Consider the following 22091-nt stretch of genomic DNA (forward strand, 5'->3'; position numbering starts at 1 on the left):
GCATCCGTAGACTTGCCGCGTGAAAGCGTGGCTCGTCTACACCCTGGCCCGTCTCGGCATCTTCGCCGTGGCCGTGGCTCTGCTCCTGCTGACCCCGATGCCCTGGTACTGGGCCGTGATCGTCGGCGCGCTGGTGGGGCTGCTGGTGTCGTACATCGCGCTCGGCAGGCTGCGCGAGCAGGTCACGCTGAGCCTGGCGAACCGCCGCGGGAAGCCGGAGCGCGACGCGGACACCGACTTCGAGGACGACTTCGTCGACGCGGCGGACACCGACGCACCCGTCGCCCGCCCGGTGTCGGACGCCGACCGGCACGCCGCCCGCCGCGACACCGACGCCGACTGAGTCCGCCGCCGCAGCCCTACGGCGTCGTGGCGAGCGTGATCCCGAGCACCACGCCGAACACGAGCGAGGCGAACGACGACAGCTGCAGCGCCGTGATGAGCTCACGGGGCTTCCGGGACGACACCCCGATCGCCAGCGCCGGCAGTGCCAGCAGCAGCGAGAAGTACGTGAAGCCGGTCCGGAAGTACAGCAGCACGAACCAGAGCAGCACCACGTACGGCAGCATCAGGAACAGGCCGTAGAGGACGCGTGCGACCGGCCGACCGACGACGACCGCGAGGGTGCGCTTGCCGGCGAGTCGGTCCTCGTCGATGTCACGGATGTTGTTCACCATCAGCACGGCGCAGGCGAAGAACCCGGCGGCGATCGCGGCAGCCCACCCACTCAGCGTCACCGAGCCGATGAGGACGAACTGGGTCCCGAGGACGGCGACGAGTCCGAAGAACACGAACACGAAGACCTCGCCAAGGGCGTTGTACCCGTAGGGCTTCTTGCCGCCGGTGTAGAACCACGCCGCGACGATCGCCGCGGCCCCCACGAGGAGCAGCCACCACAGCTGGGTCAGCACCACGATGACGATGCCGGCGACCGCGGCCAGGCCGAAGAACGTCAACGCCACGGTCAGCACGGTCCGCGGCTTCGCGAGTCCGGCACCGGTGAGGCGGGCCGGGCCGACGCGGAACTCGTCCGTGCCGCGCACGCCGTCGGAGTAGTCGTTGCTGTAGTTCACGCCGATCTGCAGGAACAGCGCGACGAGCAGGGCGAGCACCGCGGTGACGACGTGGCCGTCCTTCGCCAGGAACGCCCCGAAGTCACTCGGTTCGCCGCTGTCGACGAACGCGACGGTCGTGCCCATCACGACGGGGACGACACCGAGCGTCAGGGTGCGGAGGCGTGCGCCACCGATCCAGTCGCTCGCGGTCGCCTTCCGCTTCGTGCGCTGCGGGGCCGCGGCCTTCGCCGGGTTGCCGGACCGCCCCTTGGACTGCGTCGAGTTCTTCGTTCGTGCCACGACCGACCATCATATTCGCGACGCGTCGGCGTCCGGTCGCGCAGTGCTACGAACCGGCCATGACCTGGATCGCCCGACGGTCGGGCTTGCCGGTCGGGAGCATCGGGAGCTCGGCCACGACGACGACCGCGGCCGGACGAGCCGCCCGGCCGAGCGCGGCGCCCACGTGGGCTCGGACGACCTCGAGGTCGAGCGGCCGCGCGGTGACCACGACCGGCACCTCGCCCCACTCCCCCGACGCACGCCGGCTGACGACCGCGGTGTCCTGCCCTGGCAGCTCCCGCACCAGGCGCTCGACCTGCCCGAGCGGGACCTTCTCGCCGCCGGAGATCACGACGTCGTCGAGCCGGCCGAGCACCCGCACCAGGCCGTCGCGCACCTGGGCGGCGTCACCCGTGCGGTACCAGCGGAGTCCGTCCCGTTCGGTGAACGCGGACGCCGTGCGCCCGTCGTCGTCGAGGTACCCCTCGGCGAGCATCGGGCCCGCCAGGAACAGCTCGCCGTCGACGACCTCGGCGCGGACCGTGCCGAACGGGACGCCGTCGTAGACGCAGCCGCCGCTCGTCTCGCTCGCTCCGTACGTCGTCACCACGCGGACGCCCGCATCGAGTGCGCGCTGCCGGAGGGGTGCCGGTGTCGCCTGCCCACCGACCAGGACGGCGTCGAACGCCGCCAGGGCCCTGGACGCCCGGGCGTCGTCGAGCACCCGCGCCAGCTGCACCGGGACGAGCGACGTGTACCGGCGCGGGGCGGCCGGCCCGGTGACGAGTCGATCGGCGGCGTCGGCGAACGCATCCGCGTCGAAGTGCCCCGGCGGCACGACGACCGGCGAGGTCCCGGCGGTGATCGACCGGGTCAGGACGTTGAGACCGGCGATGTAGTGCGTGGGCAGCGCGAGCACCCACCCGCCCGGACCGCCGAGCGCTGCGTCGGCGGCCGCGGCGCCGGCGAGCAGCGCCTCGGACGAGAGCGCGACGCGCTTGCCGGTCCCGGTGGACCCGCTCGTCTCGACGACCAGGGCGACCCGCTGCGGGACGCTGGCCGGAGCCGGTGTCGGCAGCGCCGGCGCGTCCTCCGCGACGGGGAGCAGGGCGGGGCCGCCGGCGAGTGCTGCCTCCAGGCCGCGGAGCACCGCGAACGGATCCGACGCACCCAGCGCGACCAGCGGACGGGTCATCAGTAGTGCCAGGGGAAGGCGGTCCACTCGGGCGCGCGCTTCTCGAGGAACGAGTCACGGCCCTCGACGGCCTCGTCGGTGCCGTAGGCAAGCCGCGTGGCCTCGCCCGCGAACACCTGCTGCCCGACCATGCCGTCGTCGACGGCGTTGAACGCGTACTTGAGCATCCGGATCGCGGTCGGGGACTTGCCGAGGACGATCTCGCCCCAGCGGATCGCCTCGCGCTCGAGGTCCTCGTGCGGGACGACGGCGTTCACGGCGCCCATCTCGTACGCGCGCTGCGCCGAGTACTCCTGCGCGAGGAAGAAGACCTCGCGGGCGAACTTCTGCCCGATCTGCTTGGCGTAGTAGGCGCTGCCGTAGCCCCCGTCGAACGAGCCGACGTCGGCGTCGGTCTGCTTGAACTTCCCGTGCTCGGCACTCGCGATCGTCAGGTCGCAGATCGCGTGCAGCGAGTGGCCGCCGCCCGCCGCCCACCCCGGGACCACCGCGATGACGACCTTGGGCATCATCCGGATGAGGCGCTGGACCTCGAGGATGTGCAGCCGTCCCATCGACGCCTGGGCCGCAGCCGGGTCGACGCCCTCCGGCGGGGCGCCCTCGTCGCCGACGTACTGGTACCCGCTCCGCCCGCGGATGCGCTGGTCGCCGCCCGAGCAGAACGCCCAGCCGCCGTCCTTCGGGCTCGGGCCGTTGCCGGTCAGCAGGACGACGCCGACGCGGGGATCCTGACGGGCGTCGTCGAGTGCGCGGTACAGCTCGTCGACCGTGCGGGGACGGAAGGCGTTGCGGACCTCGGGGCGGTCGAACGCGACCCGGACGATGCCGTGCGACACGTGCTTGTGGTACGTGATGTCGGTGAACTGCTCCGCGATCGGAGCCGCGGTCCAGACGTCGGGATCGAACAGGTCGGAGACGGGAGCAGCCATGCCCCCACGGTACCGCTCGGGCACGGTGTCGCTCGGGCTCAGACGCCCATGCCGTCCGCAGCCGAGCCGCCCATGTCGGTCAGGACCTCTGGTGCGACGATCACGAGGAGGACGATGAGGATCACCGGATTGGCGAAGAAGGCCACCACCACGCCGACCGCGCCGTACCAGCGGCCGAAGGACCCGACGGCGGCGACGAAGCCCAGGACCGCGGCGATGAGCGTCAGGAACACGACCACGAAGCAGATGCCGAACGCGAAGTCGGTGTCGCCGCCCATGAAGACGGCGAAGGCGCTCGCGTCGACCGCTGCCGAGACGACGGCGAGCCCGAGGGCGATCTTGCCGACGACCGGGTTGCGCTTCCTGCGACCGACCTGCCCCTGCTGCCGGACGTCGACGGTGTTGCGCTGCATGAGCCGGGCGAACTCGTCGGTGTCGCGGCCGGGAGCCGTCGGACGCGGTGCGCGCTGCTGCGGTTCCGGCACCGCGCCTCCCTCGTCCTGGTCGTCCGTGCTGATCGACACCTGTCGACCGATCGCCTGCTGCCGACCCTGGCCGACCGATGCATGCTAATGCCCTGCCCTGGCGGTCCCCTCCGAGGAACCGTGAGGAGGGCTGGACGTCGCTGCCAGGATGGGGACGTGCTCCCCGACCGCCCCGGACTCCCCGCCCTCGCCGACCTCCTCGCGGACGCGCACGTGGTCGCGCTGCCGATGCGCGTGCGGTTCCGCGGGATCACCTCCCGCGAGGCAGTGGTCCTCCGTGGCCCGACCGGCTGGACCGAGTTCTCGCCGTTCGTCGAGTACGACGACGCCGAGGCCGCCGCGTGGCTCCGGGCCGCGATCGACTTCGGCTGGGCGCAGCACGAGCCCGCCGCGGACTCCGTGGCGGTGAACGCCACCGTGCCCGCCATCGCTCCGGACGCCGTCGCGGGGTTGCTCGCCCGGTACCCGGGCTGCACCACCGCCAAGGTCAAGGTCGCGGAGCCCGGCACGACGGTGGACGACGACGTCGCGCGGGTCGCCGAGGTGCGTCGGATCATGGGTGCCGACGCCCGGGTCCGCGTCGACGCGAACGGCCTGTGGACCGTCGACCAGGCGGCCGTGGCCCTGGAACGCCTCGCTCCGTTCGACCTGCAGTACGCGGAGCAGCCGTGCCGCACCGTCCCCGAACTCGCCGCCCTCCGCGCCCGACTGTCGGGGCTCGGCGTCCCGATCGCCGCCGACGAGAGCGTCCGGAAGGCCGCAGACCCGCTCGCCGTCGCCCGGGCCGGCGCCGCCGACGTGCTCGTCGTGAAGGCGCAGCCCCTCGGCGGCATCACGGCCGCGCGGGCGATCGTCGCCGAGGCGGGGCTGCCCTGCGTGGTGTCGAGTGCGCTCGACACGTCGGTCGGGCTCGGGATGGGGGCGTTCCTCGCCGCGGACGCCATGAGCCCGGGGTACGCCGCCGGGCTCGGCACGGCGGCGATGTTCGAGTCGGACGTGTCGGGTACGCCGCTGCTGCCGGTCGGCGGGCGCGTGCCGGTGCGGCGCGTGGAGGTGTCGCGGGAGCTCCTGGCGCGCAACGCGGCATCGCCGGAGCGGACCGCCTGGTGGCGCGCACGGCTCGAGCGCGTGCACGCGGTGCTGGCCGGTTCCTGACGGTCCGGCGGCGTCTCGGGCGTGCGGCGGCGTCTCGGGCGTGCGTCGGCGTCTCGTCTCGCTGAGACGAGACGCCGCGGCGGCGCCGAGACGCCGCGCGCGGCGCGAGACACCGCCGGTTCGGGCGGCGTCTCGCGCGGCCGGCGGCGCGTCGCGCGCGCGGCGGCGTCTCGTCTGGTTGAGACGAGACGCCGGGTGCGGCCCGTGAACGAGGCCGAGACGGACTGGAGGCGCGGTGCCAGCTGGCACCGCGCCTCCAGTCCGGTGACGGTCGCGTCAGCGACCAGGGCGACTCACAGGCCCGAGTAGCTGTGCAGGCCCTTGAAGAAGACGTTCACGACGGAGAAGTTGAACATCACTGCGGCGAAGCCGATGAGCGCCAGCCACGACGACCGCGCCCCACGCCAGCCGCGCGTCGCCCGCGCGTGGATGTACCCGGCGTAGACGACCCAGATGATGAAGGTCCAGACCTCCTTGGTGTCCCAGCCCCAGTACCGACCCCAGGCCCGCTCGGCCCAGATGGCACCGGCGATGAGCGTGAAGGTCCAGAGGACGAAGCCGACCAGGATGACGCGGTAGGTCAGGACCTCGAGCCGATCGGCGTCGGGCAGCGTCTCCATGAAGCGGAGCTTGCCCGAGGTCGAACGGCCCTGGCGGTAGGTCTGCACGAGCTGCGACACCGCGAGGCCGGCACCCAGGGCGAAGAACCCGGTGCCGGCGATCGCCACGAACACGTGGATGACGAGCCAGTACGACTGCAGCGCGGGCTGCAGCGGGACGACGGGCACCCAGTAGTTCACGGTCGCGATGCCGAGCAGGATGATCGTGAGGCCGGTGATGAACACACCGAGGAACTTGAGGTTCTGCCAGAGCTGCACGAGCAGGAAGATCAGGATGATCAGGCCGGTGCCGGTCAGCGAGAACTCGAACATGTTGCCCCACGGGACACGGTCGGCCGCGATGCCGCGCAGCACGATCGAGCCGACGTGCAGCACGAGCGCGAGGATCGTCATCGCCATGCCGACGCGTTCGAACCGGGTGCCCCCGCGTCGGGCGCTCCCGCCGTCGGACGACTGCGACACCTTCTCGAGGACGACCGTGCCGCCCTGCACGGTGGCGACCGTCCGCTCGGCGGCGCTCGCCTGGGGTGCACCGGCGCCGTCGGCGGCGGCCGCGACGTTGCCGGAGCGCTTCGCGACGTCCAGGGCGAACGCGATGAACGCGATGACGTAGACCGCCATGGCGGAGTACGTCAGCACGACCGAGTAGGTCGCGAGGTTCGTGGTCATGTCGTTCACTGGGGCATCCTAACTCCGAGGTCCGACGTGTGGCGCTTGGCGATGTCCGCCACGGCTCGTTCGAGGTTCGGGTCCTCGCCACGTGCGAGGCCGGCGTACTCGAGGTCGTAGCCCGGCTCGGCCCCGGTGCCGTCGTCGCGACGGGGCACGACCTTCACCCACACGCGACGGCGCGGGACGAAGAGCGACGTGAGCAGGCCGAGGACCGACAGCACGGCGAAGCCGCCGACCCACAGCTGCGAGGGGTCGTGGTGCACGTCGAGCGAGACGTAGCGCTTCACGCCGTCGAAGGTGATCGAGCCGGCGTCACCCGGCAGCTTCTTGGTCTGTCCGGGCTTCAGCTCGATGCTGGCGGTGTCGGACTGCCGCCCCGCGATCTGCTGCAGGCCGCTCGTGTCGAGCGTGTAGACGCTCTGCGGGACGCCGTCGTCGAGACCGAGGTCGCCCGTGTACACCTGCAGCGTCAGCAGTGGGTTCTGGTCGTCCGGGTAGGCGCTGGCGTACGCCCCGGTGGAGAGCTTCGACGCCGTCGGGTAGAAGAAGCCGACCATGCCCAGCTGGTCCGGCGCGGCGTCGGGCACCTTGATGACGCCGGTGGACGTGTAGTTCGCGTCCTCCGGCAGGAACGGGACGGTGTCCTTGAACGCCACGTTGCCGTCGCCGTCCCGCACCGTGACGTCCATCGCGTAGCCGTTGCCGAGGAGGTAGACGTTGGTGCCGCCGACGCTCACCGGGTCGTTGACGCCGAGGCGGCTCGTCTGCTTCGCGCCGCCCTTCTCCTGTGTCGTCACGGTCGCCGAGTAGTCGAGCGCCTGGCCGAGGGCGTCGAGGTTGCGCTCCTCGTACTTGGTGACGAACTTGTCGAGGGTGAAGTTGTAGCCCTTGAGGTCGGTCTGCTGGAACCACCGCCCAGGGTTGAACGAGTCGTACGAGCCGAGCACGTTCGAGAACGTCTGCCCCTCGACGAGGAGCCGCTGGCCGGTGTACCCGAAGCCGCCACCGACTCCGACCGCCAGGAGCACGCCGACGAGTGCCGCGTGGAAGACCAGGTTGCCGGTCTCGCGCAGGTAGCCGCGCTCGGCGCTGACCGAGTCGCCGAACCGCTCGACGCGGTAGCCGGAACGCTTCAGCAGCGCCATCGCACGGGTGACCGCCTGCTCCGCCGACACCTCGGTGTCGTCAGCGGCGACCTTCTGGTAGCCCGCGAGCCGCGTCAGGCGCACCGGGGTCTTCGGCGGCCGGGTGCGGAGCGCCTGCCAGTGGTGCTTCGTGCGCGGGATGATGCAGCCGATCAGGGAGACGAACAGCAGCAGGTAGATCGCCGAGAACCACACCGAGGTGTAGGTGTCGAAGACCTGGAGCTTGTCGAGGATCGGGTAGAGCGTCGCGTGGTCCGCCTTGTACTGGACGACGCCGTTCGGGTCCGCGGTGCGCTGCGGGACCAGCGAGCCCGGGATCGCCGCGAGGGCGAGCAGCATGAGCAGGAACAGCGCGGTCCGCATGCTCGTGAGCTGGCGCCAGAAGAAGCGCAGGTAGCCGACGAGTCCGAGCTTCGGCTGGTTGACCCCATCGCCACCACCCGCGGCGGAGGGGTCGGCCGGACCGGAGCCGTCGACGTGGTCGGAAGGTCGCTGCGGGTCCGCCGAGGTGTCGGTGGAGTCGATGTCGGCGGCGTCGACGTCGGGGTCAGACTGCGGGGACAAAGCTCTGGATCACCGCCCCCGCGCTCGACATGACGGCCGACCAGATTCCGGTGACCATGAGCAGACCGATGACGATCAGGATCGCTCCTCCGATGATGTTGACGGTGCGCATGTGGCGCTTCACGGCGCGGATGGCCCCGGTGGCCCAGCCGGCGCCGAGCGCGACGAGGACGAACGGGATGCCCAGGCCGAGGCAGTACGCGACACCGAGCCACATGCCCTGCCAGGCACTGCCCGACTGGACGCTGAGCAGGTTGATGGCGGCGAGGGTCGGGCCGAGGCACGGCGTCCAGCCCAGACCGAACACGATGCCGAGCAGTGGTGCGCCGACGAGACCCGTCGCGGGCGTCCACCCGGGCTTGATGGTGCGCTGCAGGAACGTGAAACGGCCGACGAACACGAGGCCCATCGCGATCACGACGACCCCGAGGATCTGCGTGATGAGGTCACGCCACCGCACGAGCCAGAAGCCGAGCGCCCCGAAGACCGTCGTGTACGCGACGAAGACCGCCGTGAACCCGAGGATGAAGAGCAGCACCCCGAGCACCACACGACCGCGGCGCTGCCCGCCCTCGGCGACGCCGCCGACGTAGCCGAGGTACCCCGGCACGAGCGGCAGCACGCACGGTGACAGGAACGACACGAGTCCGGCGAGCGCCGCGACGGGGAGCGCCACGGCCATCTGCCCGCTGAGGATCGCGTCGGCGAAGGGGTTGCTGGACACGGGTCAGGAGGCCTTGCCCGACAACTCGTCGGAGACGAGGGTGTTCAGGATCCCCGGGCCGTCGACGGCACCGAGGACGCGTGCGGCGACACGGCCCTGCTTGTCGAGCACGATGGTGGCGGGCACGGCGTTCGGGGCGATCTGCCCGGACATCGCGAGCTGCATCGCGCCGGTCTTCTGGTCGAGCACCGTCGGGTAGTCGACCTTGAAGGTGCGCTCGAACGCCTCGGCCGTGGCCTGCTCGTCACGCACGTTGACGCCGATGAACTGGACGTCGTCGTCGGCGAACTGGTCGTGCACCTTGTTGAGGTACTTCGCCTCGGCACGGCACGGCGGGCAGCCGGCGTACCAGAAGTTCAGGACGACGACCTTGCCCTTGAGCGCCTTCGACGAGATGCTGTCGCCATCGGTGTCCTTCGCCTCGAAGTCCACGGCGTCCGTGCGCTTGTCCGTGGCGACCTCGGTCACCGCGCCGTCGCCGGAGATGTAGTTCTGCGTCGTGCCGCTGCCGTACTGCTTCGACAGCGAGTCGTTGTCCGACGAGCAGCCCGTCAGGACGAGGGCGGCCGTCACCGCCGTCGCCGCGAGGACCGCGAGCCGCTTCCTGGTGCTGGTCACACTGCTCCTTCGTCGATGGCGGTCGCGCGCAGCGCCTGCGCCGGGTCCGCGTACCCGACCTCGGTGAACCGACCGGACGAGGTGGCGGGTACACGCTCGACGGTCGTGATGCTGGAGAGGTCGCAGCGCCGCTTCCTCGGGTCGTGCCAGAGCTGCTCCCCGGCGAGACGGCGGTGCACCATCCAGATCGGCAGCTGGTGGCTGACGAGGACGACGTCGCCCGCGTCGACGCTCTCCCACGCCGTGGCGATCGCCGCGAGCATCCGGTTCGCGATGGACTCGTACGCCTCGCCCCAGCTCGGGCGGAACGGGTTCGCGATCCACGGCCACTCGGCCGGGCGTCCGAGCGAACGCTTCGTGAAGCCCGGGGGCTGCCCCTCGTACCGGTTCGTCGGCTCGATGAGTCGCTCGTCGAGCGCCACGTCGAGCCCGAAGGCCTCGGACCACGGCGCCGCGGACTCCTGCGTGCGCTGCAGCGGGGAGGCCACGATGCGGCGGACGTCGACCCCAGCGTCCTTCCAGGCGGTGGCCGATGCGAGCGCCATCTGCTTGCCGAGGTCGCTCAGCCCGAAGCCGGGGAGCCGCCCGTAGAGGACACGGTCCGGGTTGTGCACCTCGCCGTGACGGACGAGGTGGATTCGGGACGCGGGCATGGGTTCCAGTGTAGGTCGCTCAGGCGTTCCCACCGCCCGCACAGACGATTCACCGGATGCGGAAGCGCTCAGCCGAGTTCGCCGGAGAGCCGCCCGTGGAGGGCGACCGAACCCGTGTTGAGGTTCACCACCTCGACCGTCGAGCCGTGCTTGGCGAAGCGCTGCTCGACCCCGTCCAGGGCGGCGACCGTGCTCGCGTCGAACACGTGCGCGTCGGACATGTCGATCACCACGTGCTCGGGGTCCTGCGCGTAGGAGAACCGCGTGACGAGGTCGTTCGACGACGCGAAGAACAGTGCGCCGCGCACCCGGTACCGGACCGTGTGCTCGTCGACGGGTTCGCGCGCGACGGTCACGACGTGCGCGGCTCTCCGGGCGAAGACCAGCGCCGCGACCACCACACCCACCAGGACCCCGGTGGCGAGGTTGTCCGTCGCTACGACCACGACGACGGTGATGACCATCACCGCGGTCTCGCCGAGCGGCATGCGGCCGAGGGTGCGGGGGCGGATGCTGTGCCAGTCGAAGGTCGCGACGCACACCATGATCATCACCGCGGTGAGCGCGGCCATCGGGATCTCGGCGACCAGGTCGTGCAGCACGATCGTCAGCACGAGCACCGAGGCCCCTGCCACGAAGGTCGAGATCCGCGTCCGGGCACCGGCGGTCTTCACGTTGATCACGGTCTGGCCGATCATCGCGCACCCGCCCGTCCCGCCGAAGAACGCGGAGACGACGTTCGCGATCCCCTGCCCCCAGGACTCCCGCCACTTGCTCGACCCGGTCTCGGTGATCGAGTCGACGAGCTGGGCGGTGAGGAGCGTCTCGATGAGCCCGACGATCGCGACGCCGAACGCGTACGGCGCGATGATCTGCAGCGTCTCGAACGAGAACGGGGTCGTGATGCCGGAGAACCCCGGCAACGCCGTCGGCAGGGCCCCCTTGTCCCCCACGGTCGGGACCGCGATGCCGGCGACCAGGGTGATCGCGGTGATCACCACGACGGCGACGAGCGGGGCCGGGACCGCCTTCGTGAGGAACGGGAAGCCGACGATGATCGCGACGCCGAGGGCGGTGAGCGGCCAGACGACCGCCGGGACGTCCCCGCCGAAGAGGTTCGGCAGCTGCGCGGTGAAGATGAGGATGGCGAGGGCGTTCACGAAGGCGACGTTGACGCTCCGCGGGATGAACCGCATCAGACGCGCGACGCCGAGGAAGCCGAGCACGACCTGGAACACCCCGCCGAGCACGATCGTCGGGACGAGGTAGGCGATGCCGTGGTCCCGCACGAGCGGCGCGATGACGAGGGCGACCGATCCGGCGGCGGCGGACACCATCGCCGGGCGACCGCCGACGATCGAGATGACGACCGCGATGACGACGCTCGAGAAGAGCCCGACGGCGGGGTCCACCCCGGCGACGACGGAGAAGGAGATCGCCTCGGGGATGAGGGCGAGCGCGGTGACGATCCCGGCGAGGACCTCACGCGTCAGCAGTCGGGGCGAACGCAGGGCGCCGAGGACGGTCGGGGCCGTCGGGGCATGGGTGATCACGGACATCGCGTCGAACTCTACCCTCACGTGAGGGTAGAGTTCGACACGTGAGCACCACCATGCACATCGGGGAACTGGCCGAGCGCGCGGAGATGTCCCTCCGCACCATCCGGCACTACGACGAGGTCGGGCTGCTCGTGCCGAGTGGACGGACGAGCGGCGGGTTCCGGGTCTACACGGAGCAGGACCTGGAGCGGTTGCTCGTGATCCGTCGGATGAAGCCGCTCGGGTTCACGCTCGACGAGATGGCCGAGCTGCTCCGGGTCGTCGACGGGCTCGCGGCCCAGGACCCCGACGACGCGCCGGCCCTCGCCGCACGGCTCGACGAGTTCCTCGTGGATGCGCGGGCTCGGCACGCGAAGCTCGTCGAGCGTGCGGGCATGGCCGAGGAGTTCATCGGCACGCTCGGTGCGCTGCGCGCGTCAGTCCCGTGACAGCTCGCCGGTCTCGATGAGTCGCCGGCGCTCGCGACGCGCGTCCCGCCACTCGGCCTGCCGTCGGATGAGCTCGTCGTGTTCCCAGATCAGACGACGCGCCTTCCACGGCCGCAAGCGGTACTTCCGCCGGATCCGCTGACGCCATTCTTCCTGGCGCCGAGCGACGAGCGCGAGCACCGGATCTTCCACCGTCATTCCGATTCCCTCCCCGTGATGAGCCCGAGCACCATCGTGCCCAGCACGGCGCCGCCCTCGCGAAGAATCTGCATGTCGTACATGACATCAGCACTCGCGAAGCCGATCTCTGCCCGCCCGACGTCCCCGTCGCACGCCTGCTCGACCGTCCACACGAACCGCGACCACGCCCGGTCCCGCTCCTCACGCGCCACGTCCCGCCGCCACCGCAGCACGGCCCACAGGCCGCCGACCAACCCCGCGACCGCCGTCAGCGCGACCGCCTGCGCCGCCGCGACCACCGTCGCCACCGCCGCAGGCGGCCAGGCCGCGAGCCCCTCGACCCCTGCCGTCATCCGGGGCCTCCCTCCAGCTCGCGACCCGGCCACGTCGAGAACGCTACGGAGCCGCCGGGCCCGACCCGTGCCTCCAGGCCGTCCCTGTGGACGACGCCGGGCGGAGGCCGACCTGTGGAGGACAGCCGCGCACGCCCACACCGACGGACGCACCCGACGACGGGCCCGGAGGCAGACCGGTAGACTCGACCACCGTGATCGAACGCACCCGCATCGCCGACCTCGCCGCACGCCCCGACGGCCCCGTCTCCGTCGCCGGATGGGTGGAGACCGTCCGAGACCAGAAGAAGGTGCAGTTCGTCGTCCTCCGCGACGAGTCCGGCGCCGCTCAGCTCGTCAACCCCGCCACGCGCGAAGCGGTCGAGGGCGACGACGCCTCCGCCGCGGCACTCGCGACGACCGAGGCGATCTCCGGCCTCGCGCACGGCACCTTCGTGCACGTGCAGGGCACGCTGAAGCACGACGAGCGCGTCAAGCTCGGCGGGCTCGAGGTCAAGGTCGGCGACCTGACCGTCATCAGCGCCGCGATCCCGGAGACCCCGATCGCGGACGACTCCTCGCTCGACAAGCGCCTCGACTGGCGCTTCCTCGACCTGCGCAACCGCAAGCAGAACCTCATCTTCCGCATCCAGACGACGATGGAGCACGCGTTCCGCACCTACTGGGTCGAGCGCGACTACATCGAGATCCACACCCCGAAGCTCATGGCGTCGGCGTCCGAGTCGCGTGCCGAGCTCTTCCAGCTCGAGTACTTCGAGACGACGGCGTACCTCGCGCAGTCCCCGCAGAACTTCAAGCAGATGGCGCAGCCCGCGGGATTCGGTGCGGTCTTCGAGATCGCGGACGCCTTCCGCGCCGACCCCTCCTTCACGAGCCGGCACGCGACCGAGTTCACGAGCATCGACGCCGAGTTCTCGTGGGTCGAGTCCCACGAGGACGTCATGGCCATGCACGAGGAGCTCCTCGTCGCCGGGTTCACCGCGGTCAAGGAGAAGCACGGCAAGGACATCGAGGAGGTCTTCGGCTTCGAGTTCGTCGTCCCGACCGCTCCGTTCCCCCGTGTGACCCTGGCCGAGGCCCGGAAGATCGTCGCCGACAGCGGCTACGAGGTCGTGCGCGCCGACGGTGACCTCGATCCAGAGGGCGAGCGCCGCGTGAGCGCCTGGGCGAAGGAGACGCACGGCTCGGAGTTCGTCTTCGTGACCGACTACGACGCGTCGATCCGCCCCTACTACCACATGCGCCACGCCGACGACCCGACGCTCACGAACAGCTACGACCTGCTGTTCAACGGCGCCGAGATCTCGACGGGTGCACAGCGTGAGCACCGCGTGGAGACCCTGACGGCGCAGGCCGTCGAGAAGGGCCTCGACCCGGAGGAGCTCGGCTGGTACCTCGACTTCTTCCGCTACGGCGTCCCGCCGCACGGCGGCTTCGGCATGGGCCTGGCGCGCGTGCTCATGCTCGCGCTGCACGAGCCGTCGATCCGTGAGGTCACGTACCTCTTCCGCGGCCCGACGCGCCTGACCCCGTAGTCACCCGGCACACGCGAAGCGGCCCCCGTCCGAGGACGGGGGCCGCTTCGCGTTCCGCGGTGGGCCTGGAGGCGCGGCTCAGCTCTCCCAGTCGATGGCCGCCCGCCCCGTGACCAGGCCACGGATCTCCGCTGCCGCGGCCTGGTGCTGCGGGTGCACCTGGTACTCGTCGAGGCCGGCGAGGTCGTCGAAGGCCGCCACGACGGCGACGTCCTGGTTCTTCCCCGGGTAGGCGACGTTCTCGACGACCTCCAGCGAACGGATCGACCCGACGGTGCCGATCAGCCCGACGAGGAGCTCCCGGATCCGGGCGATGGACGTGGCGCGGTCGAGGTCCTCGCGCAGGGTCCAGGAGACGACGTGGTGGATCATGCGGTGGCCTCGGCCTTCTCGAGAGCACGGCGGAGCCGGTCGGCGTCGACGTGCCAGTTGCTGTGGACGCGCCCGTCGACCAGGACGACGGGGATGTCCTCCGCGTACTCCTCGCGGAGGGCGTCGTCGTCGAGGATGGACAGCTCCTGCAGCGTCGCACCGGGGTGTTCGGCCACGACGCGTTCGACGACCGGTCGGGCGTCGTCGCAGAGGTGGCAGCCGGGCTTGGTCAGCAGGGTCACGGCGGGCATGGGACAACCATAACCGGCCCGCACAGTACCCTCTCCGGACATGCGAAAGCCCCGGCGAACCGGGGCTTGACGCTGCAGGCTCGGGGCCTACTTCTTGTTGCGACGCTGGTGGCGCGTCTTGCGAAGCAGCTTGCGGTGCTTCTTCTTCGCCATGCGCTTGCGACGCTTCTTGATGACAGAACCCATACGGACCTCACTCGGACTGATGTTGTGTGGACACCGGGCCAACGAGACCGCGGAAAAACAACCCCGCCGAGTCTAGCGGAGGGCCGACGCGATGTCGAACGGGCCGGTTCGGACCCGACTAGCCGACGTCGGCGATGCCGCCGCGCAGGACGTCCGCGACGGCGGACTCCGGGACGCGGAAGGACCGGCCGAACCGGATGGCGGGGAGTTCACCCGCGTGGACCATGCGGTAGACCGTCATCTTGGAGACGCGCATCATCTCGGCGACCTCAGCGACGGTGAGGAAGCGCACGTCGTCGAAACTGCCGGTCATGGTCCGCCTTCGGGGATTGGTGTGACCTGTGTGGTCACTGGCAACTGTAGGGGCCGGTGCGACCGGTGTCCAGATCCGGCTCAGTCCTCGTCGCCACGCCGGGTGAAGCGCTTGCGGCTGCGGTCGACGACCCGCTCCCAGCCCTGCTGCGCACCGCTCAGTGCGGCGGTCGCACGGTAGGACGCCTCGGCCATGACCCGGCCGAGTTCGGTGCCGACCTCGACCGTGGCCTTGCCGGCCGTGCCGGAGCGGCGGACCGACACCGGCTGGCCGTCGAGCGTCCACGCCGTCGTCGCCGGGGTGCCGTCCGCGTCGACCGCGCTCGTGAACGGGAGCACCCACTCCTCGATGCCGACGAGCGGTTCCGGGTCGAGGCGGTAGTAGCGGTGCTGCCCCTCTTCACGGCTGGTGACGAGCCCCATGTCCCGGAGGACGCGGAGGTGCTTCGACACGGTGGGTTGACTGACGCCGAGCTTCTCGACGAGCTGGCCGACGCTGAGTTCGCCGCCGGTGACGTCCGAGCCGTACGAGGACAGCAGCGCCCCGAGCAGCTCACGCCTGGTGGGATCCGCCACGACGCTGAAGATGTCGGCCATGCAGCAAGGCTAGCCGGGCCGTCACGGATGTACCATGACGAACCGTCCCGCCCATGTCCCCGGAGGCATACGATGCTCGATCGCCACGAGCCGCCGTCGCGTCCGGCGGGCACCACCCGTCGGCGGCCGTCCCGGATCGGCACCGCGCTCCGGTCGTCGCCGTCCCGCTTGGCGATCATCGTGTTCGTCGCGTTGATCTTCGTCTTCACGAGCCTGTTCATGACGCCGTGGGCAGCGGCGGACGGTCGCTCGACCCACTTCGCGGACGCACTCTTCACCGCCGCGTCGGTGGTGTGCGTCACCGGGCTCGCCACGGTGGACATGGCGACGCACTGGTCGGTGTTCGGCAAGACCCTCGTGGTGATCGGCACGCAGATCGGTGCCGTGGGCGTCCTGACGTTCGCCTCGATCCTCGGGCTGTTCGTCACCCGGAAGCTCGGACTCCGGGCGAAGCTCATGGCCGCCGGGGACTCGAACCCGCTGCGGACGCACCACGGCGCCGTCCCCGAGGGCCAGGCCGTCCGCCTGGGCGAGGTCGGCACCCTGCTCGCCACCGTCGCGGTGAGCACGCTGTCCATCGAGATCGTCCTCGGGCTCCTCCTGCTGCCGTCCGTGCTCATCGCGGGGATGCCGTTCTGGACGGCGGTCGGCGACTCCTTCTACTACGCGGCGATGGCGTTCACGAACACCGGCTTCGCGCCGAACGCCAGCGGGTTGACCCCCTTCGCGCACGACTACTGGTTCCTGTCCCTGCTCATGGTCGGCGTCGTGGCGGGCTCGATCGGCTTCCCGGTGATCCGCGCCCTGACGAAGCAGCTCCGCACCCCGCGCCGCTGGCCCATCCACGTGAAGCTCACCCTGGCGACGAGCGCGGTCCTGCTCGTCGGCGGGGCGGCCGTGTACATCGCGCTCGAGGCATCGAACCCGACGACCTTCGGTGAGGAGGGCGCGGGTCGGACGGCGTTCCAGGCACTCTTCCTCTCGACCATGACCCGGTCGGGCGGGTTCTCGCTCGTCGACTTCGACCAGTTGAACGGCTCGAGCCTGCTCGTCACGGACATGCTCATGTTCATCGGCGGCGGCTCGGCCTCGACCGCCGGCGGCATCAAGGTCACGACGCTGGCAGTGCTGTTCCTCGCGGCGGTGGCGGAGGCACGCGGACGACAGAGCATGGAGGCGTTCGGTCGTCGCATCCCGAGCGACGTGCTCCGCGTCGCCGTGGCCGTCGTCCTCTGGGGTGCCACGATCGTCGCCGTCGCCACGGTCGTGCTGCTCCAGATCACGCACGAGTCGCTCGACCGGGTGCTGTTCGAGGTCATCTCCGCGTTCGCCACCTGCGGCCTCTCGTCCGGGGTGTCCGCGAACCTGCCCGAGTCCGGCAAGTACGTCCTCGCCGCGACGATGTTCCTGGGCCGTGTCGGTACAGTGACCATCGCCGCTGCACTGGCCGCCAGCCAGAGCCGGCAGTTGTTCCGCCGTCCCGAGGAGAGGCCGATCGTTGGCTGACCGCAACCGCCCGCACCCGCTCGGTGCCGTCAGCCACGACGCCCCGGTGCTCGTCATCGGCCTCGGCCGGTTCGGCGCCGCCACCGCCGGACAGCTCGAGCGGCAGGACCGCGAGGTCCTCGTCGTCGACACCGACGCCGGGCTCGTGCAGAAGTGGTCCGACCGGGTCACCCACGCGGTGCAGGCCGATGCGACCGACATCGACGCGCTCCGGCAGATCGGCGCGCAGGACTTCCCGATCGCCGTCGTCGGGACCGGCAGCGACCTCGAGTCGAGCGTGCTCATCACGGCGAACCTGGTCGACCTCGGCATCCCGCAGATCTGGGCGAAGGCGATCAGCCGGTCGCACGGCACGATCCTGTCCCGCATCGGCGCCAACCACGTCGTCTACCCCGAGCGCGAGGCCGGCGAGCGTACGGCGCACCTCGTGTCCGGCCGGATGCTCGACTTCATCGAGTTCGACGACGACTTCGCCGTCGTCAAGATGTTCCCGCCGGCGTCGGTCCGCGGGAAGGACCTGGCGACCACGGTGATCCGCACGCGCTTCGGCCTCACGGTGCTCGGCATCAAGACCCCGGGCGAGGCCTTCGTGCCGGCCACGCCGGAGAGCGTCATCGGCCAGAACGACGTCATCATCGTCTCCGGGACCGAGAGCGCCCTGGAACGCTTCGCCGCCCTGGAGTGAGCAACGGGCGGACGGGAGGCGCGGGGCGGGCCCGCACCGTCCCTCCAGTCCGCATCATGGTCACGTCGCGGACGCGACCCCGTCCCGGAGTGCGCGGAAGAGTCGGTCCAGTCCGGCGCGGTGCGCCGTCGTGACGGCGTCCCCGTCCTCCCCCGCGAGGATCCGCCGAGCGGTCTCCACGAACACCGTCGCGTAGCCGGCGACGAAGAGCGCAGCGAGCAGTGCGTCACCCGTCGCCTCGGCGAGCGCGTCCTGCGCTCCCGCTGCGAGCTCCCGGGCACGGGCTTGCAGCGACGGTGACGCCGCGATGGTCCGGAAGAACGACTCCGACCCGGGCGCGAGGCCGGAGACCGGCGCACGGTCGTCGACGAGTCGCGTGGTCAGGGCCTCGAGCGCGTCGAGTACCTGTGTCCGTGGGACCCCGTCGACCGCGGAGCGAAACAGGTCCACCGTCTCGGCGGAGCGGTCGAGGAACAGGTCCTCCTTGCGTGGGAAGTGCTTGAAGACCGTCACGCTCGAGACGCCCGCGGCCCTGGCGACCTGCGCCACGGTGACCGCGTCGAAGCCCTGTTCGGCGAACATCCCGGAGGCCGTCTCGGCGATCCGCGCGCGGGTCTCCGGTCCCCCGCGGGGTGCGCTCCTGGGCATGCGAATCTACCTTCTGTTGACTGACTGAGTTTAGTGACTTAACTTAGACGCATGAGCGCCGTCATCACCCACTCTCCCCGATCCCTCCGCGGTTCGCGGGTCGCCCTCGCCGGGCTCGCCGCGGTCTTCCTGTTCGAGATGCTCGACAACTCCGTCCTGAACGTCGCGTTGCCCACGATCGGCCGCGAGCTCCACGTGGGCGCGTTCGGACTGCAGTGGGTCACCGGCGCGTACTCGGTGGTGTTCGGCGGCCTCATGCTCGCCGCGGGTGCCGTCGCCGACCGGTACGGCCGCCGGCGGGTGATGCTCGTCGGGCTCGTGCTGCTCGGGCTGGCGAGCCTGGCGACGGCGTTCGTCACCACCGCGGACCAGCTCGTCGCCGTGCGCGTCGTCACCGGCATCGCGGCGGCCATGACCACTCCGGGGTCGATGGCCCTGGCGTTCCGGCTGTTCGACGACGACGACCAGCGCGTCCGGGCGATCACCCTCATCTCGACCGTCGGGCTCGTCGGCCTGGCGGTCGGCCCCACCCTGGGCGGCCTCGTCCTCGCCGTCGCCCCGTGGCAGGCGCTCCTGCTCGTCAACGTGCCGATCGCCGCACTCGCGTTCGTCGGCATCCGGTCCGGCGTCGCCCGCGACGAACCCGCCGGGCTGCACCGGGCACCGATCGACTGGACGGGCGCCGTGCTCGGCACCGCGACGATCGTGCTGGCGCTCGTCGCCCCGACCCGGTTCGCCGAGAGCGGGGTCGGCGACTGGACGGGGTGGGCCGCTGGTCTCGGCGCTGTCCTCGCCGGCACCGGTTTCGTGCTGCGCGAGCGTCGGGCCGAGCACCCGCTGCTCGATCTCGACCTGCTCGCCCGCCCCCTGGTGACGAGCGGCCTGGCCTACAAGGCGGCGACCGGCCTCGCCGTCGCCGGCCTCGGGTACCTGGTCACCCTGCAGCTCCAGCTCGCGTGGGGATGGCCGCCGGCACTCGCCGCGATCGGGATGCTCCCCCAGGTCGCCGTGCTCGTGGCGGGGAGCGCGTTCGTCGGACCGTTCGTCCGCCGGGTCGGGCTCGAGCACGCCGCGTGGTCGAGTGCCGCCGCGGTCGTCGTCGGGCTCGGCGTCTACACGGTGCTCGGCCCGCGGGGCTACGGCTGGGTCGCCCTCGCCCTGGTGCTCGTCGCGGCGGGGATGCGGGTCGTCGGTGTGGTCGCCGGCACGAACGTGCTGCGGGGGCTGCCGGAGGACCGCACCACGATCGGCGCCGCGCTGGTCGACACGTCGTCCGAGGTCACCTCGGCGATCGGGATCGCGATCGCGGGCACGGTCCTCGCCGCGGTGTTCTCCGGACGACTGACCGCGACCCCCTGGACGCAGGCACAGGGCACGCAGTTCGACAGCGCCGTCGTGATCGCCGGGACGGTCCTGACGGTACTGGCCGGTGCGCTCGTCACGTGGGCGGTGCGGCGTGCGCGGCGCTAGCCCCTCGCGTGCCCGGCGCTAGCCCTTCGCGAGTTCCTCGGCGCGGGCGATCGCCGCACGGGACGCCCGCGCGAACGTCCCCGCCAGGTCGGCGTCCTGCAGCACGGCGACGGAGCGCTCGGTCGTGCCCTTCGGGCTCGTGACGGCCTTCCGCAGGTCGGTCGGCTCCTTCCCGGACGCCGCCAGCAGCTCCACCGCGCCACGGAGGGTGCCCTGCACCATCGTCTCGGCCTGGTCGTGCGAGAACCCGAGGGACTCGGCCGCCTGCTGCCACTGCTCCACGAGCAGGAACACGTACGCCGGGCCGGACCCGGACACGGCGGACAGCGCGTCGAGCTGCGACTCGGGGACCTCGACGACCACGCCGGAGACGTCGAACACCGACGACGCGAGCGCCACGGCCTCGGCATCGGCGGAGGGACCGGCGCTGATCCCCGTCACGCCGTGCCCGACACCGATGGGGGTGTTCGGGAGCGCCCGGACGACGCGGACCCCGGCGGGCACCTTCGCCTCCATGCTGGCGATCGTCGTCCCCACGGCCACGCTCACGACGACCGCCCCGGGCTCGAGGTCCGCCGAGACCTCGTCGAGCAGGTCCCCGATCACGTAGGGCTTCACCCCGAGCACGACGAGCCCCGCGCCACGCACGGCCGCGCGGTTCGCGTCTGCGTCGGTGTCGGTCGCGGTGGCGTCCAGCCCGCGCTCCCGGTGCGCCGCGGCGGACTGCTCGGACTTCGTGGTGAGGGTCACGGTGGCCGGGTCGAGACCGGCGGCGAGCAGGCCGTCGAGGACCGCGCCGGACATGGAGCCGACGCCGAGCATGGCGGTACGGGGCAGTTCGATCGTCATGCTCCCGACCCTACCCAGCGCGCCCGCCTAGGATCGTGGGCGCAGGTCAGGGAGAAGGGACATCTGTGAGCGCTTCCGGAGGCACCAAGGCCATCTTCGCCGCACTCGGTGCCAACATCGGCATCGCGATCGTGAAGTTCGTCGCCGCGGCGATCAGCGGCTCGGCGTCGATGCTCGCCGAGGGCGTCCACTCGCTCGCGGACTCCGCGAACCAGCTCCTGCTCCTGCTCGGCGGGCGACGAGCTCGGCGGGCGGCGGACGAGGAGCACCCGTTCGGCTACGGGCGCGAGCGCTACGTGTACGCGTTCGTCGTGTCGATCATCCTGTTCTCCGTCGGTGGCGTGTTCTCGCTCTACGAGGGCATCGAGAAGCTCACCCACCCGCACCCCCTCGAGAACTGGTGGCTGCCCCTCGTGGTGCTCGTCATCGCGATCGGGCTCGAGGGCTTCTCCCTCCGGACCGCCCTGCACGAGGCCCGGCCGCAGAAGGGCCGGCAGAGCTGGGTGCAGTTCGTCCGCCGCGCCAAGGCCCCCGAACTCCCGGTCGTCATGCTCGAGGACACCGCGGCCCTGCTCGGCCTGGTGTTCGCCCTGTTCGGCGTCGGCCTGACCGCGATCACGGGCAACGGCGTGTTCGACGCGGTCGGCACGATCCTCATCGCCGTGCTGCTCATCGCGGTCGCGGTCGTGCTCGGCATCGAGACGAAGAGCCTGCTCGTCGGTGAGGGCGCGACCGCCGCGGACGTCGAGCGGATCAAGCAGGCCGTGCTGGACGGCCCCGAGGTCGACTCGATCATCCACATCAAGACCCTCTACCTCGGTCCGGACGAGCTCATGGTCGGCGTGAAGGTCGCGGTCGACGGCGACCGTCGGCTCGGCGACGTCGCGGCAGGCATCGACACGGTCGAGCAGCGGGTCCGGACGGCCGTCCCGATCGCGCGGGTCATCTACGTCGAGCCCGACGTGCTCCGCACCGGCCCGCGTCCGCCGACCGAGGCGATCGTCATCCGCGCCGCAGACTAAGGGCAACCTTGCTGGCGGGCACCGGCGCCGGTCATCCACGA

The 22091-nt window shown here is 71.2% G+C and carries 27 protein-coding genes; 8 read left to right on the plus strand and 19 right to left on the minus strand.

What is annotated here, in order from left to right; all coding sequences use genetic code 11:
* Nucleotides 1-19 precede the first annotated feature (19 nt).
* Nucleotides 20-343, plus strand: a complete 324-nt coding sequence (locus CRP27_RS06245; protein ID WP_097179864.1) for a DUF4229 domain-containing protein — start codon at nt 20-22, stop codon at nt 341-343.
* A 16-nt stretch (nt 344-359) separates the two neighbouring features.
* Here CRP27_RS06245 and CRP27_RS06250 read toward each other — a convergent pair whose 3' ends face one another.
* Genes CRP27_RS06250 through CRP27_RS06265 form a run of 4 tightly spaced genes read right to left on the minus strand, consistent with a single transcriptional unit; the run spans nt 360 to nt 3985 of the window.
* Nucleotides 360-1355: a 1,4-dihydroxy-2-naphthoate polyprenyltransferase gene (locus tag CRP27_RS06250; protein WP_097179865.1), complete on the minus strand. Its 996-nt coding sequence runs from the start codon at nt 1353-1355 to the stop codon at nt 360-362.
* Between the two features lie 46 nt (nt 1356-1401).
* Nucleotides 1402-2532 carry an AMP-binding protein gene (locus CRP27_RS06255; RefSeq protein WP_097179866.1) on the minus strand — a complete coding sequence of 377 codons (1131 nt, stop codon included), beginning with the start codon at nt 2530-2532 and terminating at the stop codon, nt 1402-1404.
* Nucleotides 2532-3461: a 1,4-dihydroxy-2-naphthoyl-CoA synthase gene (locus tag CRP27_RS06260; protein WP_097179867.1), complete on the minus strand. Its 930-nt coding sequence runs from the start codon at nt 3459-3461 to the stop codon at nt 2532-2534. Before CRP27_RS06260 ends, CRP27_RS06255 begins: the two co-directional genes overlap by 1 nt.
* Nucleotides 3462-3499: 38 nt before the next feature.
* On the minus strand, nt 3500-3985 hold the full coding sequence (locus tag CRP27_RS06265) for a hypothetical protein (protein ID WP_097179868.1): 486 nt from the start codon (nt 3983-3985) through the stop codon (nt 3500-3502).
* Nucleotides 3986-4102: 117 nt separating this feature from the next.
* Here CRP27_RS06265 and CRP27_RS06270 point away from each other — a divergent pair, with 117 nt between their 5' ends.
* Nucleotides 4103-5101, plus strand: coding sequence for an o-succinylbenzoate synthase (locus CRP27_RS06270; RefSeq protein WP_255257461.1), 999 nt, complete (start codon nt 4103-4105; stop codon nt 5099-5101).
* 293 nt (nt 5102-5394) lie between these two features.
* Here CRP27_RS06270 and ccsB read toward each other — a convergent pair whose 3' ends face one another.
* The 6 genes from ccsB to CRP27_RS06300 form a co-directional block, all read right to left on the minus strand.
* Entirely contained in the window at nt 5395-6390 is a 996-nt protein-coding gene (gene ccsB / locus CRP27_RS06275; protein ID WP_097180315.1) for a c-type cytochrome biogenesis protein CcsB, read from the minus strand.
* 5 nt (nt 6391-6395) lie between these two features.
* A complete protein-coding gene (locus CRP27_RS06280) occupies nt 6396-8102 on the minus strand; it encodes a cytochrome c biogenesis protein ResB (protein ID WP_176505487.1) in 1707 nt (568 codons plus the stop codon).
* A complete protein-coding gene (locus CRP27_RS06285) occupies nt 8086-8784 on the minus strand; it encodes a cytochrome c biogenesis CcdA family protein (RefSeq protein WP_097180316.1) in 699 nt (232 codons plus the stop codon). The genes CRP27_RS06280 and CRP27_RS06285 overlap by 17 nt, the downstream gene beginning before the upstream one ends.
* A gap of 45 nt (nt 8785-8829) precedes the next feature.
* Complete coding sequence (locus tag CRP27_RS06290; protein ID WP_097179870.1) at nt 8830-9444, minus strand: TlpA disulfide reductase family protein; 615 nt, start codon at nt 9442-9444, stop codon at nt 8830-8832.
* A complete protein-coding gene (locus CRP27_RS06295) occupies nt 9441-10097 on the minus strand; it encodes a histidine phosphatase family protein (RefSeq protein WP_097179871.1) in 657 nt (218 codons plus the stop codon). The genes CRP27_RS06290 and CRP27_RS06295 overlap by 4 nt, the downstream gene beginning before the upstream one ends.
* A 68-nt stretch (nt 10098-10165) precedes the next feature.
* Nucleotides 10166-11656, minus strand: coding sequence for a SulP family inorganic anion transporter (locus tag CRP27_RS06300; protein WP_097179872.1), 1491 nt, complete (start codon nt 11654-11656; stop codon nt 10166-10168).
* 53 nt (nt 11657-11709) lie between these two features.
* On the opposite strand from CRP27_RS06300, the gene CRP27_RS06305 reads away from it, so the two are divergent.
* Nucleotides 11710-12084, plus strand: coding sequence for a MerR family transcriptional regulator (locus CRP27_RS06305; protein WP_097180318.1), 375 nt, complete (start codon nt 11710-11712; stop codon nt 12082-12084).
* On the opposite strand, the gene CRP27_RS06310 is transcribed toward CRP27_RS06305, so the two are convergent.
* Both CRP27_RS06310 and CRP27_RS06315 read right to left on the minus strand, forming a co-directional pair.
* Nucleotides 12073-12282, minus strand: a complete 210-nt coding sequence (locus CRP27_RS06310) for a hypothetical protein (protein ID WP_097179873.1) — start codon at nt 12280-12282, stop codon at nt 12073-12075. The genes CRP27_RS06305 and CRP27_RS06310 overlap by 12 nt on opposite strands.
* Nucleotides 12279-12617 carry a hypothetical protein gene (locus CRP27_RS06315; RefSeq protein ID WP_097179874.1) on the minus strand — a complete coding sequence of 113 codons (339 nt, stop codon included), beginning with the start codon at nt 12615-12617 and terminating at the stop codon, nt 12279-12281. Before CRP27_RS06315 ends, CRP27_RS06310 begins: the two co-directional genes overlap by 4 nt.
* Nucleotides 12618-12811: 194 nt before the next feature.
* On the opposite strand from CRP27_RS06315, the gene aspS reads away from it, so the two are divergent.
* A complete protein-coding gene (aspS, locus tag CRP27_RS06320) occupies nt 12812-14152 on the plus strand; it encodes an aspartate--tRNA(Asn) ligase (RefSeq protein ID WP_097179875.1) in 1341 nt (446 codons plus the stop codon).
* A gap of 78 nt (nt 14153-14230) precedes the next feature.
* Here aspS and CRP27_RS06325 read toward each other — a convergent pair whose 3' ends face one another.
* The 5 genes from CRP27_RS06325 to CRP27_RS06345 form a co-directional block, all read right to left on the minus strand.
* Nucleotides 14231-14524 carry a Dabb family protein gene (locus CRP27_RS06325; RefSeq protein ID WP_097179876.1) on the minus strand — a complete coding sequence of 98 codons (294 nt, stop codon included), beginning with the start codon at nt 14522-14524 and terminating at the stop codon, nt 14231-14233.
* Nucleotides 14521-14775, minus strand: coding sequence for a glutaredoxin family protein (locus CRP27_RS06330; RefSeq protein ID WP_097179877.1), 255 nt, complete (start codon nt 14773-14775; stop codon nt 14521-14523). Before CRP27_RS06330 ends, CRP27_RS06325 begins: the two co-directional genes overlap by 4 nt.
* 87 nt (nt 14776-14862) lie before the next feature.
* Nucleotides 14863-14961, minus strand: coding sequence for an AURKAIP1/COX24 domain-containing protein (locus CRP27_RS06335; RefSeq protein ID WP_003792170.1), 99 nt, complete (start codon nt 14959-14961; stop codon nt 14863-14865).
* Nucleotides 14962-15079: 118 nt separating this feature from the next.
* Nucleotides 15080-15274 (minus strand): helix-turn-helix domain-containing protein, encoded by a 195-nt coding sequence (locus CRP27_RS06340; RefSeq protein WP_022902482.1) that lies wholly within the window; start codon nt 15272-15274, stop codon nt 15080-15082.
* An 80-nt stretch (nt 15275-15354) separates the two neighbouring features.
* Entirely contained in the window at nt 15355-15870 is a 516-nt protein-coding gene (locus CRP27_RS06345) for a helix-turn-helix transcriptional regulator (RefSeq protein WP_079236614.1), read from the minus strand.
* Between the two features lie 72 nt (nt 15871-15942).
* Here CRP27_RS06345 and CRP27_RS06350 point away from each other — a divergent pair, with 72 nt between their 5' ends.
* Both CRP27_RS06350 and CRP27_RS06355 read left to right on the plus strand, forming a co-directional pair.
* A complete protein-coding gene (locus CRP27_RS06350; RefSeq protein WP_097179878.1) occupies nt 15943-17376 on the plus strand; it encodes a TrkH family potassium uptake protein in 1434 nt (477 codons plus the stop codon).
* Entirely contained in the window at nt 17369-18061 is a 693-nt protein-coding gene (locus CRP27_RS06355; protein WP_175473676.1) for a TrkA family potassium uptake protein, read from the plus strand. The genes CRP27_RS06350 and CRP27_RS06355 overlap by 8 nt, the downstream gene beginning before the upstream one ends.
* 60 nt (nt 18062-18121) lie before the next feature.
* Here CRP27_RS06355 and CRP27_RS06360 read toward each other — a convergent pair whose 3' ends face one another.
* On the minus strand, nt 18122-18709 hold the full coding sequence (locus CRP27_RS06360) for a TetR/AcrR family transcriptional regulator (protein WP_097179879.1): 588 nt from the start codon (nt 18707-18709) through the stop codon (nt 18122-18124).
* A gap of 51 nt (nt 18710-18760) precedes the next feature.
* Between CRP27_RS06360 and CRP27_RS06365 the strand changes: the two genes are divergently transcribed.
* The gene (locus CRP27_RS06365) at nt 18761-20179 is read left to right on the plus strand and encodes an MFS transporter (protein WP_097179880.1); all 1419 of its coding nucleotides are present in this window, start codon (nt 18761-18763) and stop codon (nt 20177-20179) included.
* An 18-nt stretch (nt 20180-20197) separates the two neighbouring features.
* Here CRP27_RS06365 and proC read toward each other — a convergent pair whose 3' ends face one another.
* Nucleotides 20198-21028, minus strand: a complete 831-nt coding sequence (proC, locus tag CRP27_RS06370; protein WP_097179881.1) for a pyrroline-5-carboxylate reductase — start codon at nt 21026-21028, stop codon at nt 20198-20200.
* 65 nt (nt 21029-21093) lie between these two features.
* On the opposite strand from proC, the gene CRP27_RS06375 reads away from it, so the two are divergent.
* Nucleotides 21094-22050 (plus strand): cation diffusion facilitator family transporter, encoded by a 957-nt coding sequence (locus CRP27_RS06375; protein ID WP_097179882.1) that lies wholly within the window; start codon nt 21094-21096, stop codon nt 22048-22050.
* Nucleotides 22051-22091 lie beyond the last annotated feature (41 nt).

The sequence above is a fragment of the Curtobacterium sp. 314Chir4.1 genome (assembly GCF_900215175.1).
GTDB classification, from domain to species: domain Bacteria; phylum Actinomycetota; class Actinomycetes; order Actinomycetales; family Microbacteriaceae; genus Curtobacterium; species Curtobacterium pusillum_A.